This window comes from Burkholderia cepacia ATCC 25416 (assembly GCF_001411495.1).
In the GTDB taxonomy this organism is placed as follows: domain Bacteria; phylum Pseudomonadota; class Gammaproteobacteria; order Burkholderiales; family Burkholderiaceae; genus Burkholderia; species Burkholderia cepacia.
Genome location: NZ_CP012983.1, coordinates 957,857 through 970,863 on the forward strand (window position 1 = coordinate 957,857; position 13,007 = coordinate 970,863).

Annotated in this window: 9 protein-coding genes and 1 pseudogene; 5 read left to right on the forward strand and 5 right to left on the reverse strand. The window is 71.9% G+C overall.

The features are described 5' to 3' along the window. Genes glgX through treY form a run of 4 tightly spaced genes read left to right on the forward strand, consistent with a single transcriptional unit; the run spans nucleotide 1 to nucleotide 8,952 of the window. On the forward strand, nucleotides 1-2,115 hold the full coding sequence (glgX, locus tag APZ15_RS36460; RefSeq protein ID WP_027792542.1) for a glycogen debranching protein GlgX: 2,115 nt from the start codon (nucleotides 1-3) through the stop codon (nucleotides 2,113-2,115). Nucleotides 2,116-2,123: 8 nt separating this feature from the next. Then, nucleotides 2,124-3,995: a malto-oligosyltrehalose trehalohydrolase gene (gene treZ / locus APZ15_RS36465; RefSeq protein ID WP_027792541.1), complete on the forward strand. Its 1,872-nt coding sequence runs from the start codon at nucleotides 2,124-2,126 to the stop codon at nucleotides 3,993-3,995. Next, nucleotides 3,992-6,190 (forward strand): 4-alpha-glucanotransferase, encoded by a 2,199-nt coding sequence (malQ, locus tag APZ15_RS36470; protein WP_049096623.1) that lies wholly within the window; start codon nucleotides 3,992-3,994, stop codon nucleotides 6,188-6,190. The genes treZ and malQ overlap by 4 nt, the downstream gene beginning before the upstream one ends. Then, on the forward strand, nucleotides 6,187-8,952 hold the full coding sequence (gene treY / locus APZ15_RS36475; protein ID WP_027792539.1) for a malto-oligosyltrehalose synthase: 2,766 nt from the start codon (nucleotides 6,187-6,189) through the stop codon (nucleotides 8,950-8,952). The genes malQ and treY overlap by 4 nt, the downstream gene beginning before the upstream one ends. Nucleotides 8,953-9,061: 109 nt before the next feature. On the opposite strand, the gene APZ15_RS36480 is transcribed toward treY, so the two are convergent. Then, nucleotides 9,062-9,355 carry a hypothetical protein gene (locus APZ15_RS36480; protein WP_088611313.1) on the reverse strand — a complete coding sequence of 98 codons (294 nt, stop codon included), beginning with the start codon at nucleotides 9,353-9,355 and terminating at the stop codon, nucleotides 9,062-9,064. A gap of 113 nt (nucleotides 9,356-9,468) precedes the next feature. On the opposite strand from APZ15_RS36480, the pseudogene APZ15_RS36485 reads away from it, so the two are divergent. Next, a pseudogene (locus APZ15_RS36485) lies at nucleotides 9,469-10,718 on the forward strand (phosphatidylserine decarboxylase family protein). Nucleotides 10,719-10,738: 20 nt separating this feature from the next. On the opposite strand, the gene APZ15_RS36490 reads toward APZ15_RS36485, so the two are convergent. From APZ15_RS36490 to APZ15_RS36505, 4 genes are all read right to left on the reverse strand, one after another. Beyond that, nucleotides 10,739-10,984, reverse strand: a complete 246-nt coding sequence (locus tag APZ15_RS36490; protein ID WP_027792537.1) for a hypothetical protein — start codon at nucleotides 10,982-10,984, stop codon at nucleotides 10,739-10,741. Nucleotides 10,985-11,255: 271 nt separating this feature from the next. Continuing rightward, nucleotides 11,256-11,588, reverse strand: a complete 333-nt coding sequence (locus APZ15_RS36495) for a DUF1488 family protein (RefSeq protein ID WP_027792536.1) — start codon at nucleotides 11,586-11,588, stop codon at nucleotides 11,256-11,258. A gap of 4 nt (nucleotides 11,589-11,592) precedes the next feature. Continuing rightward, complete coding sequence (locus APZ15_RS36500) at nucleotides 11,593-12,141, reverse strand: type 1 glutamine amidotransferase domain-containing protein (protein ID WP_027792535.1); 549 nt, start codon at nucleotides 12,139-12,141, stop codon at nucleotides 11,593-11,595. A 259-nt stretch (nucleotides 12,142-12,400) separates the two neighbouring features. Beyond that, nucleotides 12,401-12,766: a hypothetical protein gene (locus APZ15_RS36505; protein WP_027792533.1), complete on the reverse strand. Its 366-nt coding sequence runs from the start codon at nucleotides 12,764-12,766 to the stop codon at nucleotides 12,401-12,403. Between the last annotated feature and the right edge of the window lie 241 nt (nucleotides 12,767-13,007).

The following is a 13,007-nucleotide window of genomic DNA, read 5'->3' on the forward strand; positions in this document are numbered from 1 at the left end:
ATGCCGACCGCCCTGCCCGCCCGTCTCGAATCCGGCCGCAGCTATCCGCTCGGCGCGACCTGGGACGGCCTCGGAACCAATTTCGCGGTGTTTTCCGCGCACGCGCAGCGCATCCAGCTGTGCGTGTTCGATCCGACCGGCCGCAAGGAACTCGCGCGCCTCGACCTGCCCGAATGCACCGACGAGGTGTGGCACGGCTACCTGCCCAACGCGCATCCGGGCACCGTGTACGGCTTTCGCGCGGACGGCCCGTACCAGCCGCAGCACGGCCATCGCTTCAATTCCACCAAGCTGCTGCTCGACCCGTACGCGCGCAAGCTGGTCGGCCAGTTCCGCTGGTCGGACGCGCTGTTCGGCTATCGCGTCCATTCGAATCGCGCGGACCTGTCGATGGACCGCCGCGATTCGGCGCCCGCGATGCCGAAATGCGTGGTGGTCGACGAGGCGTTCGACTGGAGCACCGACCGGCGCCCGCGCGTGTCGTGGCGCAACACGGTGATCTACGAGACCCACGTGCGCGGCACGTCGATGCGCCGCGCCGGGTTGCGCCCGCCCGAACGCGGCACGTTCTCGGCGTTCGCGCATCCCGCGTTCATCGATCACCTGCTGTCGATCGGCGTGACGACGGTCGAGCTGCTGCCCGTCCACGCGTTCCTGCAGCAGCGCGCGCTCGTGAACCGCGGGCTGCGCAACTACTGGGGCTACGACACGGCCGCGTTCTTCGCGCCGGAGCCCGCGTATCTCGCGACGCGGCGGCTCGACGAGATGCGCATCGCGATCCGGCAGCTGCATGCGGCCGGCATCGAGGTCGTGCTCGACGTCGTCTACAACCATACGTGCGAGGGCAACGAGCTCGGCCCGACGCTGTCGTGGCGCGGCCTCGACAACGCGAGCTACTACCGGCTCGTGCCGGGCGACCCGCGCTTTCATGTCGACGAGACGGGCTGTGGCAACACGCTGAACCTGTCGCATCCGCGCGTGGTGCAGATGGTGATGGATTCGCTGCGCTACTGGGCCACTGCGTTCAACGTCGACGGCTTCCGCTTCGACCTCGGCGTGACGCTCGGGCGCGAGGCGCACGGCTTCGATCCCGGCGCGGGCTTCTTCGACGCGCTGCGGCAGGACCCGGTGCTCGCGCAGCGCAAGCTGATCACCGAGCCGTGGGACCTCGGCCCCGGCGGCTACCAGCTCGGCCGCCATCCGCCCGGTTTCGCCGAGTGGAACGACCGCTTTCGCGACACCGTGCGGCGCTTCTGGCGCGGCGACGCGGGCCAGCGGCCGGAGCTCGCCGCGCGGCTCGCCGGGTCGGCCGACCTGTTCAACCACCAGCGGCGCCATACGTGGGCATCGGTCAATTTCGTCACCGCGCACGACGGCTTCACGCTCGCCGATCTCGTCTCGTATTCGGCGAAACACAACGAAGCGAACGGCGAGGACAACCGCGACGGCCGCGACGACAACTGCAGCGCGAACTGGGGCGCCGAAGGGCCCACCGACGATGCCGCGATCCGCGCGGTGCGCGCGCGCGTCGCGCGCTCGATGCTCGCGACGCTGTTCACCGCGCTCGGCACGCCGATGCTGGTGGCCGGCGACGAGTTCGGCCGCACGCAGCACGGCAACAACAACGCGTATTGCCAGGATAACGAGCTGTCGTGGCTCGACTGGGACCTCGCTCACGGCGACGAAGCCGTGACGCTGATGCGCTTCGTGTCGCGGCTCGCCGCGCTGCGGCGCATGTATCCGGTGATGTCCGCGCCGGGTTATCCGTCGGGCGACCGCGACGCCGCACCGGGCATGGCCGAGATCGACTGGTTCGACGAGCGCGGCGCCGCGATGACCGTGCCCGCGTGGCAGGACCGCGAACGCCGCGCGCTGACGATGCGGCGTGTCGGCACGGGCCGCACCGGGCGCACCGAGGCGCTGCTGGTGATGCTGAACGCGTCGTCCGAGACGATCGTGTTCGCGCCGCCCGCGCCGGTGCTCGAATACCGCGTGCTGGTCGACACGGCCACGCCCGACGCCGGCCCGCGCAACTGGCCGGCCGACGGGCTCGACGTCGCCGCGCATGCAGCCGCGATCGCGGTGGCCGCCGTGCCGCCCGACCCGCCCTCCTGAGGACCGCCATGACATCCCGTTCCGATCGTCCAACCGGCACGCACGCGTTCGAATCGTCGTTCGGCGCGACCTGCGTCGACACCGAACGCACACGCTTCCGGTTTTGGGCGCCCGCCAGCCGCACGGCCGCCGTCGAACTGCACGACGACAGCGAACACACGATCCCGATGACACCCGTCGGCGACGGCTGGTTCGAGACGGTCGCGCCGTGCGGCCCGGGCGCGCTGTATCGCTACCGCCTCGAAGACGGTTTCACCGTGCCCGACCCGGCGTCGCGCTTCCAGCCCGGCGGCGTGGACGGCCCGAGCCAGGTCGTCGATCCGGCGTCGTATCGCTGGCGCGACGGCGCATGGCGCGGCCGGCCGTGGCACGAGACGGTGCTGTACGAGTTGCATGTCGGCGCATGCGGCGGCTACGCGAGCGTCGAGCGGCGGCTGCCGGCCATTGCCGCGCTCGGCGTGACCGCCGTCGAGCTGATGCCCGTCAACGCGTTCCCCGGTTCGCGCAACTGGGGCTACGACGGCGTGCTGCCGTTCGCGCCCGATGCGTCGTACGGGCGGCCCGAGGAACTGAAGGCGCTCGTCGACACCGCGCACGGGCTCGAGCTGCAGGTGTTCCTCGACGTCGTGTACAACCACTTCGGCCCCGAAGGCAACCTGCTGCCGCGCTACGCGCCCGCCTTCTTCCGCGACGACCGGCGGACCGCGTGGGGGCCCGCGATCGATTTTTCGCATCCGCAGACGAGCGCGTTCTTCATCGAGAATGCGCTGTACTGGCTCGAAGAATTCCGTTTCGACGGGCTGCGCATCGACGCCGCGCACGCGATCGGCGACGACGCGTGGCTGCGCGAACTCGCGCGCCGCGTGCGGGCGGTTGCGGGCGACACACGCCACCTTCATCTCGTGCTCGAGAACGAACGCAACACGGCGAGCCTGCTCGGCCCCGGCGGTTTCGATGCGCAGTGGAACGACGACTTCCACAACAGCGCGCACGTGCTGCTGACCGGCGAGCGCGACGGCTACTACCGCGCGTACGCCGACGCGCCGCTGCGCCATTTCGCGCGCACGCTCGGCGAAGGTTTCGCGTACCAGGGCGAACCGTCGCCGCTGCACGACGGCGCCGCGCGCGGCGAGCCGAGCGCGCACCTGCCGCCCACCGCGTTCGTCGCGTTCCTGCAGAACCACGACCAGATCGGCAACCGCGCGTTCGGCGAGCGGCTGCGCGCGCTCGCGAACGACGACGCGGTGCGCGCGGCCACCGCGCTGATGCTGCTCGCGCCGCCGATCCCGCTGCTGTTCATGGGCGAGGAAGACGGCAGCACGCAGCCGTTCCAGTTCTTCACCGACTATCGCGGCGCGCTCGCCGACGCGGTGCGCGAAGGCCGGCGCCGCGAATTCGCGGCGTTTCCCGCGTTCGCCGATCCCGCGCATCGCGACCTGATTCCCGACCCGAACGACATCGCGACGTTCGTCCGTTCGTCGTCGCACCATCCGCCGGACGACAACTGGCCCGATGCGGCCGCGTGGCAGCGCTTCTACCGCAGTGCGCTGACGGTGCGCGCGGTGCTCGTGACGCCGCATCTGCCGGGTGCGCGGGCACTCGGCGTCGACCTGCTCGCGGGCGACGGCGAGCCTTCGGCGCTCGTCGCGCGCTGGCGCCTCGGCGACGGCAGCACGCTGTCGATCGCGCTGAATCTCGGCTCGCTCGACGCGGCACTGCCCGAACTGCCGGTCGGCAAGATCGTGTTCGAGACGCCGCCGCGCGCCCGCGACCGGCTGACCGACCTGAAGCTGCCGCCACGCGCATGCATCGCGTGGCGGGACGGTGCGGTCAATCACGATGCGCGGCATCATCGCGCGAACGGGCAGAGCCGATCATGACGACCGACGTTTCGATCTCGACCCTCGCGCACGCGGCCGGCCTGGACGCCGACTGGACCGATGCCGGCGGCATCGCGCGGCGGGTGGACGATCGCGCGCTCGCCGCGCTCGTCGATGCGCTGGGCTGGCCGTGCGGCACGGCGGCTCAGCGCGTCGACAGCGCGGCGGCGCTCGCCGGCGGACATGCGGCGGTGCCGCGCGTCGTGACCGGCGACGCGGGCCTGCCGCTGCCCCTGCCCGCCGCGCTCGCGCAACCGGGCGCGCGCTTCCGGATCACGCTCGAAGCGGGCGGACACATCGACGGGCGCGTGGATGCGCACGGCGCGCTGCCGCCGTTCGCGATGCCCGGTTACCACGCGCTCGACGTCGGCGACCGGCGCATCGGGCTGACGATCGCACCGCCGCGCACGCACCCGTTCGACACGCGTGCGGCGGATGCGGGCAGCCGCTGGGGTATCGCGGCGCAGCTCTACAGCCTGCGCCGCGCGGGCGACGGCGGCGCGGGCGACTACACCGCGCTCGCGCGGCTGGCCGCGCGCGCGGCGCGGCATGGCGCGCAGGCGGTGGCGATCAGCCCGACGCACGCCGGCTATCCGGCGCTGCCCGCGCACGACAGCCCGTATTCGCCGTCGTCGCGGCGCTGGCACAACGTCGCGTATCTCGACTGCGACGCGGTGCCGGGCGCCGAGGCCGTGCGTCACGTAGCCGGTGCGGCAGCCGATGCGCCGCTGATCGACTGGCCGCACGTGCTGCCGCTGAAGCTGCGCCGCCTGCGCGCGTGCTTCGACGCGTGGCGCGCCGACGACGCCCCGTCGCGCGACGCGTTCCAGCGGTTTCGCGCGACGGGCGGCGCGGCGCTCGACGCGCATGCGCGCTTCGATGCGCTGCAGGCGTTCTGCCTCGAACACGGGCTCGGGGCGGACTGGCGGCAGTGGCCGGCGCCGTGGCGCGACCCGGCATCGGCGGAAGTCGACGCATTCGCGCACACGCATGCCGATACGGTCGCGTTCCATACGTTCCTGCAATGGTGCGCCGCGCGCGCGCTCGGCGACGCGCAGCATGCGGCACGCCGTGCCGGCATGGCCACCGGGCTGATCGCCGATCTCGCGGTCGGCTCCGATCGCGCGGGCAGCGACGCGTGGGCGCACGGCGCGACGCTGCTGCGCGGCGTGTCGCTCGGCGCGCCGCCCGACCTGTTCAACGCGGCCGGCCAGGCGTGGGGCGTGACGACCTGGACGCCGGACGCGCTGCGCGCGGAAGGCTTCGTGCCGTTCATCGAGCTGCTGCGCGCGGCGTTCGCGCACGCGGGCGGCATCCGCATCGATCACGTGCTCGGCTTCGCGCGGATGTGGATCGTGCCGGACGGCGGCTCGCCGCGCGACGGCGCGTACCTGCGTTATCCGGTCGACGATCTGATGCGGCTCGTCGCGCTCGAGGCGGCCCGCCACCGCGCGCTCGCGATCGGCGAGGATCTCGGCACGGTGCCCGCCGGGTTTCGTGAACGGCTCGGCGCGCAGGGAGTCGCGGGCATGCGCGTGCTGTGGTTCGAGCGCGACGCGGGCGGCGCGTTCCGGCAGCCGTCCGAGTGGGACCGCGACGCGATCGCGACGACGTCGACACATGATTTGCCGACCGTGGCCGGCTGGTGGCGCGGCGTCGACCTGGCCTGGCGGCAAGCCGCGGCCCAGGTCGCCGCGCAGCACGACGAGCCGGACAGGCACGACGTGGCCGCTCCCGCGCCGGACGACGCCAGTGCGCACGATTCCGACGAAATCGTGCAGGCGCGCGGGCACGACACCGCGCCGCGCCCGGAAGCCGGCAACGCGGCGCCGCCCGACGCTCCCCCGGGCCTTCCCGCCGCGCACGCGGAACGCGCCGCCGAACGCGCGGCGTTATGGCACGCGCTGCAGCAGGCCGGCTGCGCACCGGCCGGCGCCGCCGCCCCGCCGGCCGATGCCCCGCCGGTCGGCGCGATCCTCGCGTACGTCGCGCGCAGCCCGTCGCCGCTCGCGATCGTGCCGCTCGAGGACCTGCTCGCGCTGGACGCGCAGCCGAACCTGCCGGGGCCGCCGTGCGGGCACCCGAACTGGCGGCAACGGCTGCCGCGCACAATCGACACGCTGTTCGACGCCGACGTGCGCGAACGCATCGCCGCCGTCGTGCAGGCGCGCCGTTCGAGGGAGCGCGGCGCATGATGCCGCGCGCGACGCTGCGGTTGCAGCTTCATGCGGGTTTCACGTTCGACGACGCGGCCTCGCACGCCGACTACTTCGCGCGGCTCGGCGTGAGCCACCTGTACCTGTCGCCGGTCGCGACCGCCGAACCGGGCTCGCGGCACGGCTACGACACCGTGGATTACGGCACGCTCAATCCCGAACTCGGCGGCGAAGCAGGTCTCAATCGGCTCGTCGACGCGTTGCGCGTGCGCGGCCTCGGCGTGATCGTCGACATCGTGCCGAACCATATGGGCGTCGGCGGCTCGTCGAACGGCTGGTGGAACGACGTGCTCGAATGGGGCCCCGCCAGCCCGTACGCGCGCCATTTCGACATCGACTGGCACTCGCCCGATCCGGCACTCGACGGCAAGGTGCTGCTGCCGTGTCTCGGCATGCCCTATGGCGACGCGCTCGCAGCCGGCGACATCACGCTGGGCGCCGACCCGGCCAGCGGCCGCTTCTTCATCGCGTGCCCCGGACGGCGGCTGCCCGTGGCGGCCGCCACCCATGCCGACATCCTGCGCCTCGCGAACCGCGCGGACCTGAACGCGCTCGCCGAACGCTTCGACGCCGCGCCGGCGCGCGACAGCGCACGGCTGGCCGCCGCGCATGCCGCGCTGCGCGATTACGCGGCCGCGCACGGCCCGCACGCGCTCGACGCGGTGCTGCGCGGCGCCGACCCGCGCGTAGCGCGCTCGCGTACCAGCCTGCACCGGCTGCTCGAACGCCAGCATTACCGGCTCGCGTGGTGGCGCACGGCCGCCGACGAGCTGAACTGGCGGCGCTTCTTCGACATCGCGACGCTCGCGGCCGTCCGCGTCGACGACGACGCGGTGTTCGACGCCGTTCACGCGCTGCCGTTGCGCCTGCACGCGGCCGGGCTCGTCGACGGCATCCGCGTCGATCACGTCGACGGCCTCGCCGATCCGCGCGCCTACTGCCGGCGGCTGCATGCACGACTGGCCGCGCAGCGCAGCGCGCCGCCGTATGTCGTCGTCGAGAAGATCCTTGCGCCGGGCGAATCGCTGCGCGCCGACTGGGCCGTCGCCGGCACGACCGGCTACGACTTCATGAACGACGTCGGCGCGCTGCTACACGACCCGGCCGGCGCCGAACCGCTCGCCGCGCACTGGGCGGCCGTGTCGGGCTCGTCGCGCACGTTCGCGCAGGAAGCGCTCGACGGCAAGCGGCGCGTGCTGTTGCGCCAGCTCGCCGTCGAACATGCGCGCGCCGCACGGCTGCTGCACGGGATCGCGCGCGCGTCGCCCGCCACGCGGGACCTCAGCCTGATCGCGATTCGGCGCGTGCTGGGCGAACTGGCGGTGCGGCTGCCCGTGTACCGAATGTATCCGGCTCCGCGCGAGGAGCCGGCCGATGCCGACCGCCGCGTGCTCGCGCACGCGTACGAAAGCGCGTGCGCGGCCGTCGATCCGGCCGACCGGTTCGCGCTCGATCGCGTCGCCGCGTGGCTGGGCTTGCCGGCCGCACGCGTGCCGCGCGCGAACGCCGACGCGCTGGCCGCGGCGCGCGTCGCGTTCGCGCAGCTCACCGCGCCGCTCGCCGCGAAAGGCGTCGAGGATACGGCCCACTATCGCTACGGCCGGCTGCTGTCGCGCAACGAGGTCGGCGCCGATGCCGGCGACTTCAGCCTGTCGCGCGGCGCATTCCACGCACGCAACCGGCGCCGCGCGCGCACCGTGCCGCATGGGCTCGTCGCGACAGCCACGCACGACCACAAGCGCGGCGAGGACGCGCGTGCACGGCTCGCGGTGCTCAGCGAGATCCCGGACGCATGGCGCGTGATATCGCTCGACTGGAGCGCGCTGAACCTGCCGCACCGGGGCCGCGCGCCTCGCGATCTCGCGTGGGCGCCGGGGCCGGCCGCGGAGGCGATGCTGTACCAGACGCTCGTCGGCTGCTGGCCGCCGGCACTCGCGCCCGACGATGCGGCCGGGCTCGCCGGACTCGCCGCGCGCGTCGCGCAGTGGCAGACGAAAGCATTGCGCGAAGCGAAGCGGCACAGCGACTGGCTGGCGCCCGAACCGGACTACGAGCATGCCTGCGAAACATTCGTCCGCGCGATCCTGACGCCGCGCGGCGCCGGCGATTTCGCGCACCGGCTGCAAGCGTTCGTCGCGCGGATCGCACCGGCCGGCATCGTCAACAGCCTGACGCAGACAGCGCTGCGGATCGCGTCGCCCGGCGTGCCCGACCTCTATCAAGGGACCGAGTGCTGGGATCACTCGCTCGTCGATCCGGACAACCGGCGCGACGTGCCGTTCGACGCACTGGCGGCCGAACGGGTCGACGATCCGGTCGCGTCGTATCTGCAGGCCTGGCCCGATGCACGCGTGAAACGCGCGCTGATCGAGCGGATGCTCGCGCTGCGCGCACGGTGGCCGGCGACGTTCGCGGACGGCGCGTATGTGCCGCTACGCGTGCGCGGCCCGCTTGGGCGACACGCGGTGGCGTTCGCGCGGTGCGACGCGGCCGCCACCGTGGTGATCGTCGCGACGCGGCTCGCGAGCCGGTTGCTCGGGGAAGCGCCCGGGATACCGCGCGTGGCGCCCGCGCAGTGGGGCGATACGGCGGTCGTGCTGCCGCGCGGAATCGCGGGGCCTTGGATCGACTGGCTGAATGGTCGGGACGCGATCGATGCGCCCGACGGGGTGCTGGCGCTACGCCGCTGCCTGGCGGGATTGCCTGTTGCGGTGCTCGTGGCGACGCGTGCCGGCGATTGAAAGCTGCCCGGCCCTGCCGGTGCGGGTCGTACCTCGCACACCGGCGATCGTCAATCGAATCGGCCGAACGTCGGCGATCTTGCGCAAGTGCCCAAACGCGATTGCCCCGTCACGACCACTCTTCCGGCGGCATTGCGCCACCGTCGTCCTCCCATAGCGGGTTGCCCTTCCCGTCGCCGTCGTGCGCGGCCACGGGCCCGCTTGAGCCGCTCGTCCCGCCCGTCCCGCTTGAGTCACCTAAGCCGCGCCCGGCCGGCCGACGCGCGTCGCGCGACGCCGGCTTGGCCGCTCGCACGCGTGGGCGCGTCGGCGTCACCGTGTGCGGATCGCCGCTGCGGCGCGCGTCGGTCGCGCTCGTCTCGCTCGTCTTGTTCGCCTGTCGTGCATTCGAAGCCGCGTTCATCTTCGTCTCCCGTGTCATGAAAAACGGACGAACGATCGCCGCAATTTCGGTGCCGCCGCCGGGCAAGCATCTTGCTGATCACGTTCATGCCGAACCAACGTCCGGAGGAAGCCATGCCGACCGACCGCAACCCGCCGCCCGCCACGCGCCATCGGCTCGGCGAATGGATGGCGCGCGAAGAAACCCACATGGCCGCGTTCCGCGAAGGGATCGCGGCGGAAGCCCGCGCGCATGCCGGCGACCGGTTGCGCACGCCGGCCGTGCAGGCGCTCGCGCGGCTGTTCGACGACCATGCCGTCCTGCGCATGGGCCTGACCCGCGCAATCGACGAGGCGCTCGACACGGGCCTGCGGCTCGGCTACGCGTCGATCGGCGAGCTGATGACGGTGCTCGATCACCTGATGACCTATACGCCCCCTTTCAGCGAAACGAGCCTGATCGTGTGCCCGATCAACGCGTTCCTCGACTGGCCGATGTGCATGCCGTCGGGCCATGCGGTGTTTCGCGACGCGACCGTCAACGCGCACCTGAAGCGCGTGCTGAACGTGTGGTGCGACTTCCTCGGCGGCCCGCATTCGCGCACGCATCTCGACACGTCGGCGCCCGACGGCTGGTTCTGCGACGCAGCGTGCAGGCGCCTCGGGCTGTCCCAGTTCGAGTATCGCGACGACCAGCCGCACCTGGGCTTCGCCTCGTGGAACGACTTCTTCACGCGACGCTTTCGCGACGGCGCGCGCCCGGTCGGGCACCCGACGATCCGCACGTGATCGTCAGCGCATGCGAGGCCGCGCCGTACCACACCGAATCGAAGGTGAAGCTGCGCGACACGTTCTGGATCAAGGCACAGCCGTATTCGTTGCGCGACCTCTTCACGCCCGCGTGGCTGCCGCTCGCCGAACGCTTCGTCGGCGGCGACATCTACCAGGCCTACCTGAGCGCGTACAACTACCATCGCTGGCATGCACCGGTGCGCGGCGTCGTCACGCACGCGTACCGTGTCGACGGGACCTACTACTCGGTCGCGGAGGCGGAGGGCACCGATCCGGCCGGGCTGAACGACTCGCAGGGTTACACGACGGCCGTCGCCACGCGCGCGGTGGTCGCGCTCTCCTGCGACGACCCCGGCATCGGCACCGTGGCGGCCGTGTTCGTCGGGATGGGCGACGTGTCGTCGTGCGTGATCGACGTCGTGCCGGGGCAGCGCGTCGACAAAGGCGACGAGATCGGCTACTTCCAGTTCGGCGGATCGACGTACTGCCTGCTGTTCGAAGCCGGCGTGATCGACCGCTTCCTGCCCGCGCCGCCGTTCGACGGCCGGACACCTGTCGTACCCGTCAACGCGGGCGTCGCGATCGCGCGGTGAATGCCGCGCGGCGCCGCGCATCACGCGTCGTTCAGGTCGCTCAGATCGGACACGTCGGTCGCGACCCCGTCATGCCGCTGCACGCACTTCAGGACCGACAGACCGCCGGCCGTCAACACGGGCCGACGCTCGCCGGACGTGTCGTCGCGCTGCATCTCGATCAGGCGTTGCTCGACGAGGGCGACGACGTCGTCGCGGTCGATCTGGATCTGTTCCGGCGCGTGATGCACCAGGAACAGCACGGCAAATTCATGGGCGGTCAGCATGCTCGTTCCCCGTCTGCGGCTACGTGCGATGCGACGAACGGGTCGCATCGGCATGCGGCGCGAATCGTGCGCCGGCAACAGGCCATTCATGCAGGGAACATGCCAGTCGACGCCATGCGAACCGCACCGCGCGCTCGGCGCGCGGCGCGATGTGGCACCGGGCAACGCCTGCGGCGCGCGGCAAAGTTTTCAACGGCGTGTAATGCGGGTGGCTGGATGGCCGGGTGGCTGGATGCGTCGCGAAATGACGCTTCGGGAAGCGCGACGGAGGTCAGGACTTCCCCGGACCAAACAGCCCGGCCCGCGCCCGACCGCCCGGCGCACGGAAATAACCGCTATGCAGCACCACGTCCGCCCCGCCGCCGTCGGCCAGCACCTCCGCGCACGCGGCCTCGATGCGCGCGCGGCCGCGTTCGAACGCATCGCGCAGGTCGGCCTCCAGCGCGGACTGCGCGCCGAAATGATCCTCCAGCGCCTCGACCGTGATCGCGCAGGTCTGCGGCACGCCATCGACGTCGACGATGAAACTCAACTGCAGCGCCGCTCCGTCGAACACGGGCGGCGTGTCGGTCAGCGTCACGCGACGGGCGGATTCGGCCGGCATCGGCTTACGCCCCCCGCGACGCAAGGCGCTCGACCAGCGCGCCATTGAACGCGGGCAGGTCGGCGGGCTTGCGGCTCGTGATCAGGTTGCCGTCGCGCACGACCTCCTCGTCGACCCACTTGCCGCCCGCATGACGGATATCGTCCTGCAGGCTCGGCCAGCTCGTCATCGTGCGGCCCTCCACGAGCCCGGCCGACACGAGCAGCCAGCCGCCGTGGCAGATCGCCGCGATCGGCTTGCCGGCGCCGACGGCCGCCGTCACGAATTCGCGCGCGGCCGGCAGCATCCGGATCGCGTCGCCGTTCACGACGCCGCCAGGCAGCACGACCGCGTCGTAATCGCCTTCGCGCGCGTCGTCGAACGTGCGGTCGACCTTCACGCGCTCGCCCTTGTCGACGTGCCGGAAACCCTGGATCTCGCCGCGCTTCTGCGAAATCACGTCGACCTGCGCGCCCTCGGCGGCGAGCGCGCGCTGCGGCTCGACGAGTTCAGCTTCCTCGAATCCGTCGACCGCGAGGATGGCCACCTTGCAATGCTCCAGCCTGCCGCTCATGAACGTCTCCTTCGGATGGGCGGCACACGTCGCGCCGCATCGGTCGTGCAGCAATCGGCGTGCCGGCCGGGGAGGCCGCCGTACACGCACGTCCAGGGTCGCACCCGTTCGCATCGCGGCACCAGCCGGGGAACGACCCGCGATCGCATCGAGGCCGGCACGCGCATGCGCCCGGCCGGCCCGGTTCGACGTCGCCGCGTGCCCGGCTGCAAAGATTTCAACGGGATGTAATCCAATGCGGCACGTCGGCCCGCAACGATTACTGCAGGTGCCGCGCCGCATCGAGCATCGCGTCGGTCAGTTCGATCGTCAGCGTCAGGTATTCGTCGGTGTCGGGCAACTGATCGAGCGTCTGCTGCACGGCCTCGTGCAGCATCGCATGCACGCGCGTGCGTGCGCCGTCGTCGAGATCCGCGTAATGCTCCATCGTGTCGCAGTCGAGCGCGAGCACGACCGAATACCGCGCCACCTCGGGCGGCGCCTCGAGCGCATTCGCCCACGCCGCGTGGAACATGACCCTGCCCGTCGCGACGTCGACATGAACCGTCGTGTCGAGATCGTCCACGTCGACCGCCTCGCCGTCGATCTCGTCGTTCTCCAGCCAAATCCGGGAATTCGATTGCATGATGTCCTCCTGCGTGGTGGCCGCGCGCCCGTCCCGGGAAACCGCGCCGTCATCGCGCCGCGCGACCGGCTTCGGATCGGTTGCCGGCTTCATGGCGTGTGCTCCGTGGTGATGATGCGGTAACGGAAATGCCTGCTCGTGCCTTCCGGCAACGCCGTTCCAGCAATGCCCATGCCGACGTCCGCGCCCGCCCGCGGCGCGGCACGCGGATTGCGTCGCCCGTCTCCGCAGGACCATCCCT